We start from the raw sequence: 18,372 nt of genomic DNA, 5'->3' as shown, positions 1-18,372 counted from the left end.
CGACCAGGCCGCCGCCGCCCGGCGCGGGCGCCGCCCCGACCCGCTGCGGCAGCACCAGGGTCTGTCCGGCGGACAGCGGGGCGGTCGGCGGCAGGGCGTTGTGCTGCGCCAGGCGCGCCGCGTCGATGCCCAGGCGGCGGGCGATGGCTGTCGGCGTGTCGCCGCTTTGGGCGATCACGACCTGATAGGACGGAAAGCTGATGATGCCCCGGCTGTCGGGCTGCGGGCGCGGCGCGGCGCGGGCGGCGGCATCGGCGGTGCTGAGCGATCCCGGCATCCAGCCGCGCAGGTCGGGATCGAATCCGGTCGCCCCGCAAGAGGCCAAAAGAAAGGCGGCCGCCCCGGTGCTGGCGGTCAGTCTGAAAATCCTGCTCATGGTCCTGTCGTCCTTAACCTGCCACACCGCAGATCGGGGTTTATTGGTGTCCCAACCCTTCGACCAGCGGAACAAATCGCACCTGCCGCAATTCGTCGTAATCAAAGCCGGTTTCCGTCCGGGTGACGCGGATCAGGGTCTGGACCGCGTCGGACTGTCCCACCGGCACGACCATGATACCGCCGATCTTCAACTGTGCCAACAAGGGCCCGGGCGGATCCTCTGCCGCGGCGGTGACAAGGATGCGATCAAAGGGCGCCTGGTCGGGCAGGCCGCGCGATCCGTCGGCCACCTGCGCGGTGATGTTGGACAGGCCCAGCTGGCGGAAGATCGCCTCGGCTTCCTGCACAAGGCGGCGGTGGCGGTCCACGGTATAGACGCGGCGGCAAAGCCCCGACAGGACCGCCGCCTGGTAACCGGATCCCGTCCCGATCTCCAGCACGGTGTCGCGGGGGCCGGGGTTCAGCGACTGTGTCATCAGCCCCACGACCGAGGGCTGGCTGATCGTCTGCCCGCAGGGGATCGGCAGGGGCGTGTCCTCGTATGCGCGGTCGGCGAACTGGCCGCGCACGAACAGGCCCCGGTCGATCCGCTCCATCACCGCCAGCACGCGGGGGTCGGTCACCCCGCGCGACCGCAACTGGAACAGAAAGCGCATCTTGCGCTCGGCCGGCTCGTCGTCGTCGGTGAGATCGGCGGTCATGGGATCTGCGCCCCAAGGGTCTCGTCATCGAACAGGCTGGCCATCTCGCGCAGCGAGGCATGGCAGGTCAGGTCCGCCCGCATCGGCGTGACCGAGATGAAGCCGTCCATGTTCACCGCGACATCGGTGCCGGGCCGGGCCGGGGCGTTCTGCGCGCCGCCCGCCGCCCACATGAAGCGGCGTCCGTTGGGCGCGGTATAGGGCACGACGCTGAAATTCGTGCCCCGCCGCCGACCCTGCGGCACCACGCGGGTGCCGCGCACCCCTGCCGCCGGGACGGGCGGAAAGTTGATGTTGTAGAACAGCCGGAAATCCGCGTCCGAGGTCCAGTCGCCATGATCCAGCAGCCGCCGGATCACCGCCGCGCCATGCTGGCGCGCGCCCTCGAACGGATCGGCCAGGCCCGAGGTCTTCGGGCCCAGATATTGCGACAGCGCGATGGCCGGCAGGCCCTGCAGCGCGGCTTCCATCGCGCCGCCGATGGTGCCGGAATACATCGCGTTTTCCCCGGAATTGTTGCCCCGGTTCACGCCCGACAGCACCAGGTCGGGCGGCGCGTCCGCCATGATGTCGCAGACGGCGGCCAGCACGCAGTCGGCGGGGCTGCCCTCGGTCGCGTAGCGGCGTTCGTCCAGGCGCGCGACCATGGTCGGGTGGGCATAGCTGATGCAATGGGCCACGCCCGACTGCTCGAATGCGGGGGCGACGATCCAGACCTCGCCCCCGGGGCCGGCAAGGGTGGCGGCAATCTCCTCCAGCACTTGCAGGCCGGGGGCGTTGATGCCGTCGTCATTGGTGATCAAGATGCGCATTGTCCGGCCGGTCCTGCGGCGCGGGGGACAGCGCCTGTTCACGTCTTCGTTCCTGCTTAGCCGGGCCATGGGCCCGCTTCAAGCGCCTGCTGGCCCCCGGCAACCGGAAAGCGGTTTGACGGGACTGCCGGGCCGTTGCATCCTTGCCCCGGACGCAGGCGGCGCGCGGTTTCATGCAGATTTATCTTCCCATTGCAGAGGTGTCGGTCAACGCGTTCACGCTGGTCGGACTTGGCGGGCTTGTGGGCCTGATGAGCGGGCTGTTCGGCGTCGGCGGCGGTTTCCTGATCACGCCGCTTTTGTTCTTCATCGGCATCCCGCCCGCCATCGCGGTGGCGACCGGGGCGAACCAGGTCGTGGCATCCTCGGTGTCGGGCGTGCTGGCCCATGTGAAACGCAAAAGCGTTGATTTCCGCATGGGCGGCGTGCTGCTGGCAGGCGGGCTGGTCGGATCCTGGCTGGGGGTCTGGGTCTTCACGATCCTGCAACAGGTGGGCCAGATCGATCTGGTGGTGCAGCTTTGCTATGTCGTGTTCCTGGGCCTGATCGGCATGATGATGCTGCAGGAAAGCATCCGCGCGCTGCGGCGGTCGTCCAAGCCGGGCCATCGCAGGCGGCTGCACCAGCACAACTGGGTCCACCGCTGGCCGGTGAAGGTCAAGTTCCGCGCCTCGGGCCTGTATATCAGCGTCTTTCCCCCCCTGCTGGTCGGGCTGGCCGTGGGCGTGCTGGCCGCGATCATGGGGGTGGGCGGCGGCTTCATCATGGTGCCCGCGATGATCTATCTGCTGGGGATGCCCACCAAGGTCGTGGTCGGCACCTCGCTGTTCCAGATCACCTTCGTCACCGCCTTCACCACGATCATGCACGCCGTCAGCTATAACACGGTGGACATGATGCTGGCGGTTCTGCTGATCATCGGGGGGGTGGTGGGCGCGCAGTTCGGCACCACGCTGGGGGCAAGGCTGCGGGCGGAACAGCTGCGGATCCTGCTGGCGCTGCTGGTGCTGGCGGTCTGCGGCAAGCTGGCGCTGGACCTGTTCCTGACGCCGGACGATCTGTATGTCGTCCAGCAGGGGATCGGCTGATGCGGGGACTGCTGGCGCTGATGCTGCTGGTGCTGGCTTGCACCGCAAACGCGCAATCCCTGGTGCCGCAGGCCGACGCCGATGCCCTGCCGGTCGAGGCCCCGCCGCCCGAGGAAACCGTCGTGGCGGGCCTGTCCAGCGATTCCGTCGCCATCACCGCCAGCTTCGACGGATCCGAGATCCTGATCTATGGCGCGATCAAGCGCGAAACGCCGATCCCCCAGGGCCCGCCCCTGCAGGTGATCGTCACGGTCGAGGCGCCGTCCAGCGGCGTCACGGTCTGGCGCAAGGAACGCAAGGCGGGCATCTGGATCAATGCCGAGGCGGTCAGGATCGGCGCGGCGCCCGGCTTCTATGCCGTGGCGACCTCGGCCAAGCTAGGCGACATCCTGCTGCCCGAATGGGACAGCCGTTACCGGATTTCCCTGTCCCACGCGATGCGCGCCTTCGCGGGCGAGGTCGCGGTCGAAAGCGCCGTTCCCTTCACCGAGGCGCTGGTCCGCCTGCGCCAGGATGAGGGGCTTTACCGCCTGGACGAGGGCAGCGTGTCGCTGATCGACCAGACGCTGTTCCGCGCCGATGTCAGCCTGCCCGCGAATCTGGTCGAGGGCGCCTACAAGACCCGCATCTTCCTGCTGCGCAACGGGCAGGTGATCGACGTGTTCGTGGCCCCCATCAACGTGCGCAAAGTGGGCGTGGAACGCTGGCTGTATCGGCTGGCCTTTGACCAGCCGTTTCTTTACGGGCTGATGTCGCTGGGGGTGGCGGTCTTTGCGGGGTGGGGTGCGTCAGCGGCGTTCAGGAAGCTGAGAAGGCCATAGCAACTCAAGACCGAAAGTCTCTGCAACGTTGAATGACTTTAGCAGATAGATTGTAAATTCAGTTATACTAAACGCCAACTTGTTCAATTCATTTGCATTGGTTTGGACCGAAAGCCCTCCATGGATTAAGTCATCCTTTCCTTTTATTGATTCAAAACTAAACCTATCATGAAAGTCAATGAACAAGTTTCCGTTATCTAATCTGCTGTAAGCACCATGCACTAAAGTGTTCCTCCATCGGATCAAGGGGCAGGCTAACTTTCTGCCATACTCATCAGTTGAAGGCTTAAGGTACTCATTGATATAATTTTGGACTTCTTCTATAGGATTGAGTTCCTCTAGCTTTTGCACGGCATTGTTCAACAACCTAGCGAAATTGCTAGTAACTGCACGTTGCACATCAGACTGCACATATGCCTTGGTTGTTATCACTCGCACGTCAAACTTCACCGCTGAAAGTCTTACAAGAGTGTTTTCTAGTGAGGCGAAAGCAACAGCAGTGCGTCCAAGAGCAGTAAACTCATCGTCGTTCAACACAAGCATTTCTTCAACTACCTTACTTACTGCTTCATCAGTTCCGCCTGGCGCACGATCACCTCGGCCTGCTTGATCGAGGCGATGTCCACCAGCCGCCCCTTGTAGACCGTGGCCCCCGCGCCTTCGGCCTTGGCCTTTTCCATGGCCGCCAGGATCTCGCGCGCCTCGGTCACGGCGGCGTCGCTGGGCGAGAACACCTCGTTCGCCAGCGCCACCTGGCTGGGATGGATCGCCCATTTGCCGACCATGCCCAGCGTGGCCGACCGGCGAGCCTGCGCCACGAACCCGTCCTGGTCGCTGAAATCGCCGAAGGGACCGTCCACCGGCAGCAGCCCATGCGTGCGGCAGGCGGCGACAATGGCGGTCTGCGCCCAGTGCCAGGGGTCGGGCCAGTATTTCTGCCCTTCGCGGATCATGTAATAGTTTTCCTGCGTCCCGCCGATGCCCGTGGTCGCCATCCCCATGGAGGCCGCGAAATCCGCCGCCCCCAGGCTGATCGCCTGCATCCGGGGGGATGAAGCCGCGATCTCCTCGACATGGCAGATGCCTGCGGCGCTTTCGATGATGACCTCGAAGTTGATGCGCTTCGTGCGCCCCTTGGCGCGTTCCACCGCCGTGACCAGCGCATCCACGGCATAGATGTCGCTGGCGTTCCCCGCCTTGGGGATCATGATCTGGTCCAGCCTGTCGCCCGCCTGTTCCAGCAGGTCCACCACGTCGCGATACCAGAAGGGCGTGTCCAGCCCGTTGATCCGGACCGACAGCGTCTTGCCGCCCCATTCGATGTCGCCGATGGCCTGGATGATGTTTTTCCGCGCCCGGTCCTTGTCGTCGGGGGCGACCGAGTCCTCCAGATCCAGGTTGATCACGTCGGCGGCGGATTTCGCCATCTTCTCGAACAGGCTGTCGCGCGAACCGGGGCCGAACAACTGGCAGCGGTTGAGGCGGGCAGGGGGCAGGGGTTGGGTACGAAAGCTCATGGTCATGTTCCGAAAGGTTTTGCGTCCCGACCAGCAATAATGTTTCGCAGCCGCAGCATCAAGGCTGCAGTGCAGCAACCTTGGTGCGTCTTGACGATCCCGCGCTTTGGGCGCAGGACCACGCCGACGCACGCTGGAAGCAAGGACACATCATGACGCGCACGGTCTATGTAAATGGCGACTACCTGCCCGAGGATCAGGCCACGGTTTCGATCTTCGACCGGGGCTTCCTGATGGGCGATGGCGTCTATGAGGTTGTCAGCGTCCTGGACGGCAAGCTGCTGGATTTCGACGGCCATCTGGTGCGCCTGAAGCGGTCGCTGGGTGAACTGGCGATGGACAACCCCTTGTCCGATGACGACTATCTGGCGGCGTTTCGCGCCCTAGTCGAAAAGAACGCCATCACCGACGGGCTGGTCTATCTGCAGGTGACACGCGGCAATCCGGGCGACCGGGATTTCGCCTATCCGGCGGCGGGCACGCGCCCGACCGTGGTGATGTTCACGCAGTCGAAGCCCGGCCTGGCCGACAACCCGGCGGCAAAGACCGGCTGGCGCGTCATCAGCATCGAGGATCTTCGCTGGGCCCGCCGCGACATCAAGACGGTGCAGCTGCTCTATCCGTCCATGGCCAAGATGGAGGCCAAGGCGCGCGGCGTGGACGACGCCTGGATGGTCGAGGATGGCGTGGTCACGGAAGGCACCAGCAACAACGCCTATTTCGTGAAAGATGGCGTGATCGTCACCCGTGGGCTGTCGAACGACATCCTACACGGCATCACCCGCGCCGCCGTGCTGCGTTATGCCGCCGAGGCGCAGATGCAGGTCGAGGAACGCCCGTTCACCATCGCCGAGGCGCAGGCGGCGGACGAGGCCTTCATCACCTCGGCAAGCGCCTTCGTGATGCCGGTGGTGGAAATCGATGGCGCGACCATCGGCACGGGGCAGGTGGGTCCGGTGGCGAAGCGGCTGCGCGAGATCTATATCGAGGAAAGCCGCAAGGCGGCGGTCTAGGCCAGCCCTTCGGACCCGCGCACCAGCCGCGCCCTGCCGCGATCCTGCGTCAGGCGCGCGGCGTCCGGGCCGGGCGCGGGCAGGGCCAGCACGCGGTCACGCAACACGTTGATCGCGTCCTCGCCCCGGGGCAGGGACGCGGGGTCAATGGGCGCGCCCACGGTGATGCGGTAAGGCTGGCTGCGCTTGTTCAGGACTTCGTTGAACAGGGTCACGTCGCGCAGCGTCGGATGGATCGCGTCCAGCAGATAGAACAGCGCGGAATTGCGCGCGCGGATGTTCATCGGAATGATCGGCACCCCGAACTTGCGCGCGATCATCGCGGCGCTGGCCATCCAGGGGCGTTCGTGAAGCCGCAGCCCCCGGCGTTTCGCCAGGCGGCCCGAGGGAAAGATCAGCCCGATCCGGCCCGCCGCCAGGGCCTCGCGCGTATAGTCCATCGTGGCCTTGGTCTTGGCATGGCTGCGCTTTTCCAGGCGCCATTCCACGCCCGCGATCAGGTCGGCCACCTGCGGCAGCACGCGGATCATGTCGTGGTTGGCATAGATGAACAAGTCGTCGCGCAACTGTGACATCAGCGCGTGGACCACGATGCCGTCCGCGATCCCGGTCGGGTGGTTCGCTACGATCAGGGCGGGGCCGGTGGCGGGGATATGCTCCATCCCCTCGACCCGGACATCGCGAACGATCAGGTCGGTCATGCGGCGCATGATCTCGGGCGTGGGGGCGTCGCGGAACTCGGCCCCAAGGCGGATGGTGGTGGGATAGCGCAACAGGCCCATCATCGCCCATTTCGCCAAACGGTGATGGGGCCTGCCGGAATAAAGCCAGGGCGCCCGCTCGGCGATCAGCGGGTCCAGACGGGCCTGCATCTCGGCCTTGGCATCGGCGTGTCGGTCAGTCATTCCGGCCTTTCTGCCTGGGCGCACGGGCATCCGCAAGCGGCATCAGCGGCCTGCGGCGATCATCCGCGACACCATCTCGCGGGTGTTCCTGCTCAAACCCTCGGCAGCCGCGATTCGTTCCAGCGCGGACAGGGCCCTGGCGCGGCGGCCCGCGTCATAGCGGGTCCAGGTCTCGAAAGCCGTGGACATGCGCGCGGCGATCTGCGGGTTGACCGGATCCATGCGCAGCAGCCAGTCGGCGGTAAAGTCATAGCCCGACCCATCCGCCGCGTGGAAACCGGCGTGGTTGGCCGACAGCCCGCCCAGCAGCGCGCGGAAGCGGTTGGGGTTCTTCCAGTCGAAATCCTTGCGCTGCGACAGGTCGCGGGCGATCTGCGCGGCCTGGGCAGGGGGCGCGGCCATGGGCTGCACCGCGAACCACTTGTCCATGACCAGCCGGTTGTCCGCGAACTGGTCGTGCAGCGCGGCCAGTTCTGCCTGCCCGCGCCCGCGCCGCAGCAGGGCAGTCAGCGCGGCCATGCGTTCGGTCATGTTGCCCGCGATGCCGAACAGGATCTCGGCCCGCTCGCCGCCGTCGATGCGGGTCAGCAGGGCCAGCACGGCATTGCGCAGCGACCGTCGTGCGGCGTCAGCGGCATCGGGGCGGTAGGGACCGGCAACCGTCATGTCGTCATAAAGCTGCGACAGCAGGTCCAGATGAGTCTCGGCGATCTGGCGGGCGAGGGATTCGCGCGCGGCGTGGATTGCATCGGGATCGGGGGTGATGCCGCTGGCGGACAGGCGCGTGGCGATCTCCTCCTCTCCGGGCAGGTTCAGGCAGAGGGCGCGGAAGGCGGGGTCGGCTGTGTCGTCGGCAATCAGGCGGCCGATGGCGTCCACATAGTCGCCACCGGCGGGCTGGCCCTGCGCGGCTGCGGTCAGGGCGGACAGCGCCAGGTCGCGCCCGGCTTCCCAGCGGGCGAAGGGGTCGGTGTCATGGGCCAGAAGGAAAGCGCGGGTTGCGTCGTCCAGCTGCCGCGACAGCATGACGGGGGCCGAGAAGCCGCGCAGGGCGGACACCACCGGGCGCGCGCCCAGGCCATCGAAGGTGAAGGTCTGGCTGGCCTCGGTCATTTCCAGCACCTGCGTGGGCAGGGCCTCATCGCCGTTGGGGCCGATCAGGCCGACGGCGATGGGGATCACGCGTGGCAGCTTTTCCGGCTGGCCGGGCGTGGGCGGGGTTTCCTGCGTGAAGGTCAGCGCCAAGGTGCCGTCCTGCCAATCCTCGGCCATGGTCAGGCGCGGGGTGCCGGCGTCGGTATACCACCACTTGAACTGCGTCAGGTCGCGGCCGGTGGCGTCCTCGAACACCTTCAGCCAGTCCTCGATGGTGGCGGCGTCGCCGTCGTGGCGGTCGAAATACAGATCCAGCGCGCGGCGATAACCGTCATCGCCCACAAGGCGCTTGAGCATCCCGATCACCTCGGCGCCCTTTTCATAGACGGTCGCGGTGTAGAAGTTGTTGATTTCTTCATAGCGGTCCGGGCGCGGGGGATGGGCCAGCGGGCCCTGGTCCTCGCGGAACTGGCGGGCGCGCAGGGCCTGCACGTCCTTGATCCGCTTGACCGCCGCCGACCGCATGTCAGAGGTGAACTGCTGGTCGCGGAAAACCGTCAGCCCTTCCTTGAGGCAAAGCTGGAACCAGTCGCGGCAGGTGATGCGGTTGCCGGTCCAGTTGTGGAAATATTCGTGGGCGATCACCGCCTCGATGCGTTCGTAGTCGCCATCGGTCGCGGTTTCGGGGCTGGCCAGCACCAGTTTCGAGTTGAAGATGTTCAACCCCTTGTTTTCCATGGCCCCCATGTTGAAGTCATCGACCGCGACGATGTTGAACACGTCCAGGTCGTATTCGCGGCCATAGACATCCTCGTCCCATTTCATCGACTTGATCAGCGACTCCATCGCAAAGCCCGCGCGGTCCTGATCGCCCGGGCGGACCCAGACGTTCAGCGCGACCTTGCGGCCCGACCGGGTGGTGAAGCTGTCGCTGACCGCCACCAGATCGCCCGCGACAAGTGCGAACAGGTAACTGGGCTTGGGCCAGGGGTCGTGCCATTCCGCGCGGCCCTGCGACTGGCCGACCGGGTTGCCGTTCGACAGCAGCACGGCCAAGTCGCTGACGACCGTGACGTGGAAGGTCGCCATCACGTCCGGGCGGTCGGGATAGAAGGTGATGTGGCGGAAACCCTCGGCCTCGCACTGGGTGCAGAACATGCCGTTCGAGATATAGAGCCCCTCGCAGGCGGTGTTTGCCGAAGGGTCGATCCGGACTTCGGTTTCCAGAAGGAAGGGATGCGGGGGCAGGGCGGCGGCGGCGATCATCAGCGTCTCGTCCCGGCGGGTGACATGGGCCGCGTCGGGGGCCTGGCCGTCGATGGTCAGGGACAGAAGCTCGACCCCCTTGCCGCCGTCCAACACCAGATCCTGCGGCGCACCGGGATCGCGGGGGGCCATGGACAGGGCCGTGCGGACCCGCGTGGCCTGCGGGTGCAGGTCGAAGGTCATCCGCGTCGCCGACAGCACGAAGGGATAGGGCCGGTAATCGGCAAGATTGTGCGCATTCTGCCCTTGGGTCTGGGTCATCGCATCCTCGCATGAAGAAAGCTGCTCCGCCCGGCGGAACTTCATCTTGTCCAATGTGTTAGTCGCATGAAGGCCGGGTCGCAAGTCGGCTGGTCCACCTTGTGCAGCCCGGCCTATGGCAGGGGTTCGGGGGAAGACCGCAGCTTTGGCGACATTCAACCGGCTTGCCACCCTTGGACTTGGAGGCCAGCAATGACCCATGACCCGAACGATCCGAACCGCACCCGTCCCGCGGATCCGCTTGTGCGCAACGAAACCTATGTCGAGCCGGTCGAGCGTCGTTCCTCGCCCCTGCCGCTGATCATCGGCGTCCTTCTGGCGCTGGCGCTGGCCTATTTCGTGCTGCAGCGCTTCACCGGCGACGACACCGCCGCCGTCGATGGCGACACCACCACCGTGACCACGACCGAGGGCGCCGCCACGGGCGCGGCCAGCGACGCTGCCGCTGACGCCGAAGCCGCGGCAGCCGACGCCGAGGAAGCCGCCGACAGCGCCGCCACCGAGAACGCCGCCGAGGATGCCGCAGCGGCCACCGAAGGCGCGGTCCAGGATGCAGCCGATGCCGCCGAGAACGCGGCTGAAAGCGCGGCGTCCGCCGCCGACAACGCCGCCGAGGCTGCGGGGACCGCGGCCCAGGACGCCGCGAATGCCGCAAGCGAGGCCGCGGACAATGCCGCCGAAGCCGCCGCCCAGTCGGCCAGCGACGCGGGCGAGGCCGTGGACGATGCGATCACCATCGACGACGCCCCGGCAGCCACCACGACCCCGGCCCCGGCCACCACGGCGCCTGCCACCACCGCTCCGGCCACGCCTGCACCGGCGAACTGAGGCGGATACAGGTTCATGCTTCCCGCGCCCGAGGGTTCATCCCCCGGGCGTTTTCTTTTGTCGGAATGCCCGCCCCAGACATTCGTCCCGTAAGGTCAATTCGCGGACTTGTGAACAAATCTTTCGCGATGCTATCTGTCACCCCAGCGAAACCGAACGAGCGGGGGACAACACAGCCATGAAGATTGGCGCGTTGAAGGAAAGTTTCGAGGGTGAGGCTCGGGTCGCGATTACGCCATCCTCTGCCGGTCATCTGACGAAGCTGGGCCATCAGGTCTTTGTCGAAAGCGGTGCGGGCGCGCGGGCCGGGTTCTCGGACGACAGTTATCGCGCCGCGGGCGTGACGGTGGTGCCCACGGCGGCCGAGTTGATCGGGTCGGTCGATGTGGTCGCCAAGGTGCGCCAGCCCGCCGAGGGCGAGATCCGGCAGATGCGGGAAGGGCAGACGCTGATCAGCTTCTTCTATCCCGCCCAAAATGCCGAGATGCTGGCCCTGGCCAAGGAACAGGGCATCACCGCCATCGCCATGGACATGGTGCCCCGCATCAGCCGCGCGCAAAAGATGGACGCGCTGTCGTCCATGGCCAATATCGCCGGTTACCGCGCGGTGATCGAGGCCGCGAACAACTTTGGCCGCTTCTTCACCGGCCAGGTGACAGCGGCGGGCAAGGTGCCGCCCGCCAAGGTTCTGGTCGTGGGCGCGGGCGTCGCGGGCCTTGCCGCCATCGGCACGGCCGTGTCCCTTGGCGCGCAGGTCTATGCCTTCGACGTGCGCCCCGAGGTGGCCGAGCAGATCGAGTCCATGGGCGCCGAGTTCGTGTTCCTGGATTTCGAGGAGGCGCAGGACGGCGCCGCGACCGGCGGCTATGCCGCGCCCTCGTCGCCTGAGTTCCGCGAAAAGCAGCTTGCCAAGTTCCGCGAGCTTGCCCCTCAGATGGACGTGGTGATCACCACCGCGCTGATCCCGGGCCGCGACGCGCCGAAGCTGTGGACCCGCGACATGGTCGAGGCGATGAAGCCCGGCAGCGTGATCGTGGACCTGGCCGCCGAACGCGGCGGCAACTGCGAACTGACCATCCCCGACGAACGCCATGTGACCGAAAACGGCGTGACGATCATCGGCTATACCGATTTCCCGTCGCGCATGGGCGCGCAGGCATCCGAGCTGTATGGCAACAACGTGCGGCATTTCGTGGCCGACCTGACGCCCAAGAAGGACGGCGTGATCCAGCACAACATGGAGGACGACGTGATCCGCGGCGCGACCGTGACCCGCAATCACGACGTGACATGGCCCCCGCCTCCGCCGAAGATCGCGGCCATTGCCGTGCAGAAGCCCAAGGAAAAGCCCAAGGCGCTGACGGTCGAGGAACGCCGTGCCGCCGAAGCCCTGGCCTTCAAGGGCGAAACGCGCCGGCAGGTCGGGCTGCTGGTCGCGGGCGCGGTGGTGCTGCTGCTGATCGGCCTGGTCGCGCCCTTCAGCTTCTTGCAGCACTTCATCGTCTTCGTGCTGGCCTGCTTCATCGGCTTCCGCGTGATCTGGAACGTCGCCCATTCGCTGCACACGCCGCTGATGGCGATCACCAACGCGATCAGTTCCATCATCATCCTGGGCGCGCTGATGCAGATCGGGTCGGGCAGCTGGTGGGTCGTCCTGCTGGGCGCGCTGGCCGTGCTGATGGCGGGCGTCAACATCTTCGGCGGCTTCCTGGTCACGCGCCGGATGCTTGCCATGTTCCAGAAGTCGTAAGGGGACAGCAATGGAATACGGATTCACCACCGCGGCCTATGTGGTCGCAGCCGTGCTGTTCATCCTGTCGCTGGGCGGGCTGTCGGGACAGGAAAGCGCCAAGCGCGCGATCTGGTACGGGATCGTCGGCATGGCCCTGGCCGTGCTGGCCACACTGTTCGGGCCGGGCGCGGGCAACTGGTTCCTGTCGCTGGTCATGATCGCCATAGGCGGCGCTATCGGCTGGGTCGTGGCGCAGCGCGTCCAGATGACGGAAATGCCGCAGCTTGTGGCCGCTATGCATTCGCTGGTGGGCCTTGCGGCGGTCTTTGTGGGCTTCAACGCCCAGATCGAACTGGCCCGCGTGCTGCGCGCCAAGGCGGAAGGCGGCGTGCAGGTCTTCAACGGCTTTGCCGCCGTGCTGGCCCACAAGACCCCGGCCGAGATCGCCATGCTGAAGATCGAGGTCTTTCTGGGCATCTTCATCGGCGCCGTGACCTTTACCGGGTCGGTCGTGGCCTTCGGCAAGCTGGCGGGCCGCGTAGACGGCAAGCCGAAGAAGCTGCCGGGCGGGCACATGCTGAACGCGGGCGCGCTGGCGCTGTCGGTGCTGCTGGGCATCCTCTATTGCGCGGGCGTCGGCCCGGCGATCTTCTGGCTGATCCTGATCACGCTTCTGGCGTTCTTCATCGGCTATCACCTGATCATGGGCATCGGCGGGGCCGACATGCCGGTCGTGGTGTCGATGCTGAACAGCTATTCCGGCTGGGCGGCGGCGGCCATCGGCTTCACGCTGGGCAACGACCTGCTGATCGTGGTGGGCGCGCTGGTCGGCTCGTCTGGTGCGATCCTGTCCTATATCATGTGCAAGGCGATGAACCGCAACTTCGTCAGCGTGATCCTGGGCGGCTTCGGCGGCGAGGCTGGGCCTGCGGCGGAAATCACCGGCGAACAGATCGCCATCGACGCCGAGGGCGTGGCGGCGGCGCTGAACGACGCCGACAGCGTGATCATCGTGCCGGGCTATGGCATGGCGGTGGCGCAGGCGCAGGGCGCGGTCAGCGAACTGACCCGCAAGCTGCGCGCGGCGGGCAAGACGGTGCGCTTTGCCATCCACCCCGTCGCGGGACGCCTGCCCGGCCACATGAACGTCCTGCTGGCCGAGGCCAAGGTGCCCTATGACATCGTGCTGGAGATGGACGAGATCAACGAGGACTTCCCCTCGACCGACGTGGTGATCGTGATCGGCTCGAACGACATCGTGAACCCGGCGGCGCAGGACGATCCGAACAGCCCCATCGCCGGGATGCCGGTGCTGGAGGTCTGGAAGGCCAAGCAGGTGTTCGTCAGCAAGCGCGGGCAGGGCACCGGCTATTCGGGGATCGAGAACCCGTTGTTCTTCAAGGAAAACACCCGGATGTTCTATGGCGACGCCAAGGACAGCCTCAACAAGCTGCTGCCGATGATCGACTGACCGGCAGAGGAAACAAGGGCAGGGGGCGCGGGCCAATCGCGCCCCTTTCCGCATCAGGCACGCCGGTTTGCCCGGCCATGAAGGGACGCGACCGTGGGGCCGGAACTGGAACATCCGCTACGCTATGACCTGGTCAACGAACTGCACGCCCGGCCCTCGCCCCGGCTGTCCGCGCCTGCCACCTGCGTCTTCGTGGCCTTCAAGGAACCGCTGGACGCCGCCAACCGGGACCGGGCTCGGGATCTGGCGCATCTGACGCAACTGACCAGCCGCCATGGCGGGCAGCGTCCCGACCCCAGCCAAAGCCATTATCAAGGCAAGCTGGGGCGCCATGACCTGAAATGGGAAAGCCACACCGAGTTCGTCACCTATATGGCGCTGACACCGGGCCTGCCGATCCGGCCCTTCGATCCAGGCGCCGGGGCGATCTTTCCGCAGGACTGGCAGCAGGCCGCGCCGGGCAAGCGCGTGGCCGCGGTCATGGTGCAGATCGACTGGCTGCCCGACGACCCGGACGAGGCGCTGGACCGCATCGGCACCTGGTTTGCCCGCGACAGCCTGACCGCCGTCTGGGTGCTGGAAGAGGCCGCCATGATCGCGGGCGATTTCAGGATCGACGCGGATGGCTGGATGCGCTTCGCGCTGTTCGTGCGGCCCGGCGTGGGCGAAGGCCGCATCGGTCGGATCGTGCACCGGCTTGTCGAACTGGAAACCTATCGCGCGATGTCCATGCTGGGCCTTGGCCGCGTCCGTGGCCTGACCAACCGCCTGAACGAGCTTGAGCCGCGCCTGTCCGCCATTGTCGAGGGCATGACGGACGAGGATCGCCCGGCCGAGGCCGTGCTGCACGAACTGCTGGCCGTTTCCGCCGAACTGGAAGCCCAGGCGGTGCAGCATTCCTTCCGCTTCGGCGCGACCAAGGCATACGAGGCGATCGTGATGGACCGCATCACGGCGCTGCGCGAAAGCCGGTTCAAGGAACGCCAGATGCTGACCGAGTTCATGCGCCGCCGTTACCAGCCCGCGATGCGCACGGCAGCCTCGGCCGAGACGCGGCTGAAGACGATGCTGGAACGCGCCGCGCGGGCGGGCGAGTTGCTGCGCACGCGGGTTGATGTCGAACGCTCGGCCCAGAACCAGTTGCTGCTGGAACGGATGGACCGCCGCGCCGACCTGCAACTGCGCCTGCAGCACACGGTCGAGGGGCTGTCGGTCGTGGCCATCAGCTATTACGCCGTGGGGCTGCTGTCCTATGCACTTTATCCCGTGGCGGCCCGGTTGCATGTGGACAAGGCTTATCTGATCGCGGGCCTGACGCCCGTGGCGGTGCTGGTCGTCTGGTGGGCCATGCGGCAGGTCCGCCGCAGCCTGCACAAGCATGGGCCCGGCGGCGATTTGTGACTTGAAGGCGCGGGGCAGGGTGCGGATAAGGCGGATGAACGCCGCTGAGCCGAGGTTGACGTGAAACCGCTTCTTGCCCTTGCCGCCCTTCTGGCGCTGTCCGCCTGCGGCGTCCCGCTGGTCCCCTTCGTCTGATGGCTGGCACCCTGACCCTGTACGGGCTTGCGCATTGTTCCACCTGCCAGAAGGCGCAGGCGGATCTGGAAAGCCACGGCTGGACGGTGGCCTTCCGCGATGTCCAGAAAGAGCCGCTGACGGACGCGGAACGCGCGACGCTGGCTGCGGATTTCGGCGACAAGATCGTCAACCGCGCCAGCCTGACCTGGCGCGGGATGTCCGAGGATGAGCGGGCCGCCGATCCCGTCACGATGATGGGCGCCAAGCCCAGCGTGATGAAGCGCCCGGCCATCGTCGCAGGCGAGTTGCGCCTGCTGGGCTGGACCGCGAATGTGAAGCGCGCCCTGGGCGTCCCTGCCTAGCCGTTGCCCGCAAGCGACCGCATCAGCGGCACGATGCCGGACAGGTCATAGCCTGCCTCGGCGGCGGTGGACAAAAGCTCGGATTCGGACTGCTTGCCCGACTGGCTGAGCGCCCAAAGGACGGTGGAGCGATTGCCCGACCGGCAATAGGCCAGTGCGGGCTTCTGGCCCTCCAGCGCCTCGGCAAAGCCCTGGATCAGGTCGGGCGTGATCTGGCCCGGCGTGAAGGGCAGGTAGTGATAGCTCATCCCCGCATCCGCCGCAGCCTGGGCCATCAGCTGGTGGTCCACCGCGCCCGCCTCGTCGTCGGGGCGGTTGTTGATCAGCGTCTTGAAGCCTGAGGCAGCCAGCAGCGGCACATCCTCAAGGGCGATCTGTGGCGCAACGGCAAGGTTCGGCGTAAGCTGGCGCAGGTCCATGACAAGCCCTTTGATGACGACAAGCCCCCGATTGGGGCGAAGCCGCAGGGAATGTCAAGCGCGCGCAAGGATCGCCGCCAGCGGATCGAGCAGGGGGCCCGTCAGGTCGGGCAGCACCCAGTCGGCGGTGCCGAAGTCGTCGCCATCGGTATAAAGGGACGGCGTGACCATAACCCGCAGCCCCGCCGCACGTGCCGCCGTTAGCCCCGGCACACTGTCCTCGATCGCGATGCAGTCGGCGGCGGGCAGGCCGAGTCGTTCCAGCGCCAGCAGATAGACATCCGGGGCAGGCTTCTTGGCCGCGACCTCATCCCCCGCAGCGATCACGTCGAAGATCTGATCGGCAGGGCAGCCCATCGTGGCCAGGATCAGCGCGTCGATATTGGGGGGGCTGGTGGTCGTGGCAATCGCTTGGCGAATGCCGTGCTGGCGCGTGGCCCCGATCACATTTCGCACACCCGGGCGCAGGGATGCTGATCCTGTTTCAAGCATCTTACCATAAGATTTTGTTTTGTCTTCATGTGTTTCCTGGATTACCTCAGCATCCATAGCGGTGCCGTTGTCCGCCGCAAAGCGCGCCATCCGTTCCTTGCCGCCCGTGACTTGCAGCAGCCGCCGATAGGTTTGCCGGTCCCAGGTCCAGTCCAGCCCCGCTGCCGCGAAGGATCGGTTGAAGGCTTCGCGATGCGTTTCCTCGGTCTCGGACAAGGTGCCGTCCACGTCCCAGATCAGCGCCTTGATCACGCCGCCTGCATCTCGACAAGGGCAGGCAGCTCCGCGAAATGGTCGAAGGACGCCAGATGCGGCAGGTCGGACAAGGGCGCCTGCCGATAGCCTTGCGAGAAGATCAGGAACGGCACCGGCACCGCCGCCGCGCAGGCGGCGTCGAACTCGCTGTCGCCGACATAGACGGCCTTGGGCTGCCGTGGATCGGCGCCAAGGCCCGCCAGGGCGGCACGCAGGGGCGCGGGATGCGGCTTGCGTTCAGGCACCGAGTCGCCGCCGATGACGCAGCCGAACAGGCGCGCGATCCCGAAATGCTCCAGGATGATCTCGGTGACGGAATGGGGCTTGTTCGTGCAGATCCCCAAGGGGTGCCCGCGGTCGGCCAGCAGCTCCAGCGTCTCGGCCACGCCGGGAAACAGCCGGGTCATCTGGGTGGCGTTCTGGTAGCACAGCATGAAGGCCGCGACGTAATCGGGCTTCTTGTCATCAGGCAGTTCGCGTGCGGCGATGACCTTTTGCCACAGCACGTCCACGCCGCCGCCGATGAAGCTGCGGACCTGGTCCAGGGTCAGCAGGGGCGCCCGGTGCTGGTCCAGCACCGTGTTCACGCAGGCGTGGATGTCCGGGGCGCTGTCGATCAGCGTTCCGTCCAGGTCGAAGACGATGGGACAAGGCGAGAGGCAGACGTTCATGCGGCTTTCCATTTGATCGAGCAACCCATTGACGGAACCTGGCTCTCTGGTCCCTTGCCGGTTTCGGCGATCTGCAGCATCGCCTCGAACAGTTCGCGCCGCGCATCCGCCGGTCCGGCGATCCGGGACGAAGCATCGAAGCGCCCGCGATACTGCAGCTGACCGGCGGCATTGTAGCCGAAGAAGTCGGGCGTGCATTCGGCACCATAAGCCCGCGCGACCCGCTGCGTTTCATCATAAAGATAAGGAAAGCTGAACCCGTGGCGGTCGGCCATGGCTTTCATCTGTTCAGGGCCGTCCTGCGGATATTGTTCCGCATCATTGGCAGAAATCGCCACGACGCCGATCCCGGCAGCCTGCATCTGCCTTGCGTCACGCACGATCCGGTCGATGATCGACTGGACATAAGGACAATGGTTGCAAATGAACATGACCAGCGTGCCGCGCGAGCCCGCCGCATCCGCCAGGCTGTAGAGTTTTCCATCCGTCCCAGGCAGCTGGAAATCGTGCCAGGGTGCGCCGAAATCGCAAACAGGCGGTGAGACGGCCATGAAGTCCTCCTTGCCGCGGCAGGGTCAGTCTGGGAAATGATGCGGGCCAAGACAAGTGCTGCAATGGTCGGAAACAGGCTTTTGTTACATAATACAGATTATTATTATTAGTGAAGTTCAACCGATAGGGGGACGCGCTATCCTGAAATGCGACTTTCTGTGCTCGACAATGGGTTGAGCCATGAAAGGAGCATAGGAATGAAGGTTCGGTTTTCT

19 protein-coding genes are annotated in these 18,372 nt (G+C 65.9%); 8 read left to right on the top strand and 11 right to left on the bottom strand.

The genetic code is table 11. From position 1 onward, the window contains the following. From JX613_RS18610 to surE, 3 genes are all read right to left on the bottom strand, one after another. The coding region (locus JX613_RS18610; RefSeq protein WP_207102971.1) for a LysM peptidoglycan-binding domain-containing protein at positions 1–376 on the bottom strand (376 nt) is incomplete at its 3' end. A gap of 40 nt (positions 377–416) precedes the next feature. Then, positions 417–1,079 (bottom strand): protein-L-isoaspartate(D-aspartate) O-methyltransferase, encoded by a 663-nt coding sequence (locus JX613_RS18605; RefSeq protein ID WP_207102970.1) that lies wholly within the window; start codon positions 1,077–1,079, stop codon positions 417–419. After that, the gene (surE, locus tag JX613_RS18600; RefSeq protein WP_207102969.1) at positions 1,076–1,891 is read right to left on the bottom strand and encodes a 5'/3'-nucleotidase SurE; all 816 of its coding nucleotides are present in this window, start codon (positions 1,889–1,891) and stop codon (positions 1,076–1,078) included. The genes JX613_RS18605 and surE overlap by 4 nt, the downstream gene beginning before the upstream one ends. A gap of 173 nt (positions 1,892–2,064) precedes the next feature. Here surE and JX613_RS18595 point away from each other — a divergent pair, with 173 nt between their 5' ends. Both JX613_RS18595 and JX613_RS18590 read left to right on the top strand, forming a co-directional pair. Beyond that, positions 2,065–2,979, top strand: coding sequence for a sulfite exporter TauE/SafE family protein (locus JX613_RS18595; protein WP_207102968.1), 915 nt, complete (start codon positions 2,065–2,067; stop codon positions 2,977–2,979). After that, entirely contained in the window at positions 2,979–3,800 is an 822-nt protein-coding gene (locus tag JX613_RS18590) for a TIGR02186 family protein (protein WP_207102967.1), read from the top strand. The genes JX613_RS18595 and JX613_RS18590 overlap by 1 nt, the downstream gene beginning before the upstream one ends. Here JX613_RS18590 and JX613_RS18585 read toward each other — a convergent pair. Continuing rightward, entirely contained in the window at positions 3,768–4,334 is a 567-nt protein-coding gene (locus tag JX613_RS18585; protein WP_207102966.1) for a hypothetical protein, read from the bottom strand. The genes JX613_RS18590 and JX613_RS18585 overlap by 33 nt on opposite strands. Positions 4,335–4,360: 26 nt before the next feature. Next, entirely contained in the window at positions 4,361–5,317 is a 957-nt protein-coding gene (locus JX613_RS18580; RefSeq protein ID WP_207102965.1) for an L-malyl-CoA/beta-methylmalyl-CoA lyase, read from the bottom strand. A gap of 152 nt (positions 5,318–5,469) precedes the next feature. Between JX613_RS18580 and JX613_RS18575 the strand changes: the two genes are divergently transcribed. Then, on the top strand, positions 5,470–6,330 hold the full coding sequence (locus JX613_RS18575; protein ID WP_207102964.1) for a D-amino-acid transaminase: 861 nt from the start codon (positions 5,470–5,472) through the stop codon (positions 6,328–6,330). Here the strand turns inward: JX613_RS18575 and JX613_RS18570 are convergent. Together JX613_RS18570 and pepN are read right to left on the bottom strand one after the other, a co-directional pair. Further along, positions 6,327–7,235, bottom strand: coding sequence for a lysophospholipid acyltransferase family protein (locus JX613_RS18570; protein WP_237168717.1), 909 nt, complete (start codon positions 7,233–7,235; stop codon positions 6,327–6,329). The genes JX613_RS18575 and JX613_RS18570 overlap by 4 nt on opposite strands. A 42-nt stretch (positions 7,236–7,277) precedes the next feature. Further along, positions 7,278–9,857, bottom strand: coding sequence for an aminopeptidase N (pepN, locus tag JX613_RS18565; protein WP_207102963.1), 2,580 nt, complete (start codon positions 9,855–9,857; stop codon positions 7,278–7,280). A 192-nt stretch (positions 9,858–10,049) separates the two neighbouring features. On the opposite strand from pepN, the gene JX613_RS18560 reads away from it, so the two are divergent. From JX613_RS18560 to JX613_RS18540, 5 genes are all read left to right on the top strand, one after another. Continuing rightward, a complete protein-coding gene (locus tag JX613_RS18560) occupies positions 10,050–10,685 on the top strand; it encodes a hypothetical protein (protein ID WP_207102962.1) in 636 nt (211 codons plus the stop codon). Between the two features lie 178 nt (positions 10,686–10,863). Next, positions 10,864–12,435 (top strand): Re/Si-specific NAD(P)(+) transhydrogenase subunit alpha, encoded by a 1,572-nt coding sequence (locus JX613_RS18555; protein WP_207102961.1) that lies wholly within the window; start codon positions 10,864–10,866, stop codon positions 12,433–12,435. A gap of 10 nt (positions 12,436–12,445) precedes the next feature. After that, entirely contained in the window at positions 12,446–13,888 is a 1,443-nt protein-coding gene (locus JX613_RS18550; RefSeq protein ID WP_207102960.1) for an NAD(P)(+) transhydrogenase (Re/Si-specific) subunit beta, read from the top strand. A 93-nt stretch (positions 13,889–13,981) separates the two neighbouring features. Further along, positions 13,982–15,289 carry a DUF3422 family protein gene (locus JX613_RS18545; RefSeq protein ID WP_207102959.1) on the top strand — a complete coding sequence of 436 codons (1,308 nt, stop codon included), beginning with the start codon at positions 13,982–13,984 and terminating at the stop codon, positions 15,287–15,289. 134 nt (positions 15,290–15,423) lie between these two features. Continuing rightward, the gene (locus tag JX613_RS18540; RefSeq protein ID WP_207102958.1) at positions 15,424–15,768 is read left to right on the top strand and encodes an arsenate reductase family protein; all 345 of its coding nucleotides are present in this window, start codon (positions 15,424–15,426) and stop codon (positions 15,766–15,768) included. On the opposite strand, the gene JX613_RS18535 is transcribed toward JX613_RS18540, so the two are convergent. The 4 genes from JX613_RS18535 to JX613_RS18520 are packed head-to-tail and all read right to left on the bottom strand — an operon-like array spanning position 15,765 to position 18,156. Then, a complete protein-coding gene (locus JX613_RS18535) occupies positions 15,765–16,187 on the bottom strand; it encodes a protein tyrosine phosphatase family protein (RefSeq protein WP_207102957.1) in 423 nt (140 codons plus the stop codon). The genes JX613_RS18540 and JX613_RS18535 overlap by 4 nt on opposite strands. Before the next feature lie 54 nt (positions 16,188–16,241). Then, positions 16,242–16,931 (bottom strand): HAD-IA family hydrolase, encoded by a 690-nt coding sequence (locus JX613_RS18530; protein ID WP_207102956.1) that lies wholly within the window; start codon positions 16,929–16,931, stop codon positions 16,242–16,244. After that, a complete protein-coding gene (gene gph / locus JX613_RS18525; protein WP_207102955.1) occupies positions 16,928–17,605 on the bottom strand; it encodes a phosphoglycolate phosphatase in 678 nt (225 codons plus the stop codon). The genes JX613_RS18530 and gph overlap by 4 nt, the downstream gene beginning before the upstream one ends. Further along, entirely contained in the window at positions 17,602–18,156 is a 555-nt protein-coding gene (locus JX613_RS18520; protein ID WP_207102954.1) for a thioredoxin family protein, read from the bottom strand. Before JX613_RS18520 ends, gph begins: the two co-directional genes overlap by 4 nt. Positions 18,157–18,372 lie beyond the last annotated feature (216 nt).

Origin of the sequence: Paracoccus shandongensis, from assembly GCF_017315735.1 — a bacterium.
Taxonomy (GTDB): Bacteria; Pseudomonadota; Alphaproteobacteria; order Rhodobacterales; family Rhodobacteraceae; genus Paracoccus; species Paracoccus shandongensis.
This window is presented reverse-complemented; position numbering and strand designations above follow the sequence as displayed.

Coding starts and splice junctions, on each gene's coding strand:
- JX613_RS18570 (WP_237168717.1), bottom strand. CDS start 7,235: ATGACTGACCGACACGCCGATGCCAAGGCCGAGATGCAGGCCCGTCTG.
- JX613_RS18550 (WP_207102960.1), top strand. CDS start 12,446: ATGGAATACGGATTCACCACCGCGGCCTATGTGGTCGCAGCCGTGCTG.
- surE (WP_207102969.1), bottom strand. CDS start 1,891: ATGCGCATCTTGATCACCAATGACGACGGCATCAACGCCCCCGGCCTG.
- gph (WP_207102955.1), bottom strand. CDS start 17,605: ATGAACGTCTGCCTCTCGCCTTGTCCCATCGTCTTCGACCTGGACGGA.
- JX613_RS18540 (WP_207102958.1), top strand. CDS start 15,424: ATGGCTGGCACCCTGACCCTGTACGGGCTTGCGCATTGTTCCACCTGC.
- JX613_RS18595 (WP_207102968.1), top strand. CDS start 2,065: ATGCAGATTTATCTTCCCATTGCAGAGGTGTCGGTCAACGCGTTCACG.
- JX613_RS18560 (WP_207102962.1), top strand. CDS start 10,050: ATGACCCATGACCCGAACGATCCGAACCGCACCCGTCCCGCGGATCCG.
- JX613_RS18520 (WP_207102954.1), bottom strand. CDS start 18,156: ATGGCCGTCTCACCGCCTGTTTGCGATTTCGGCGCACCCTGGCACGAT.
- pepN (WP_207102963.1), bottom strand. CDS start 9,857: ATGACCCAGACCCAAGGGCAGAATGCGCACAATCTTGCCGATTACCGG.
- JX613_RS18580 (WP_207102965.1), bottom strand. CDS start 5,317: ATGAGCTTTCGTACCCAACCCCTGCCCCCTGCCCGCCTCAACCGCTGC.
- JX613_RS18535 (WP_207102957.1), bottom strand. CDS start 16,187: ATGGACCTGCGCCAGCTTACGCCGAACCTTGCCGTTGCGCCACAGATC.
- JX613_RS18590 (WP_207102967.1), top strand. CDS start 2,979: ATGCGGGGACTGCTGGCGCTGATGCTGCTGGTGCTGGCTTGCACCGCA.
- JX613_RS18575 (WP_207102964.1), top strand. CDS start 5,470: ATGACGCGCACGGTCTATGTAAATGGCGACTACCTGCCCGAGGATCAG.
- JX613_RS18555 (WP_207102961.1), top strand. CDS start 10,864: ATGAAGATTGGCGCGTTGAAGGAAAGTTTCGAGGGTGAGGCTCGGGTC.
- JX613_RS18605 (WP_207102970.1), bottom strand. CDS start 1,079: ATGACCGCCGATCTCACCGACGACGACGAGCCGGCCGAGCGCAAGATG.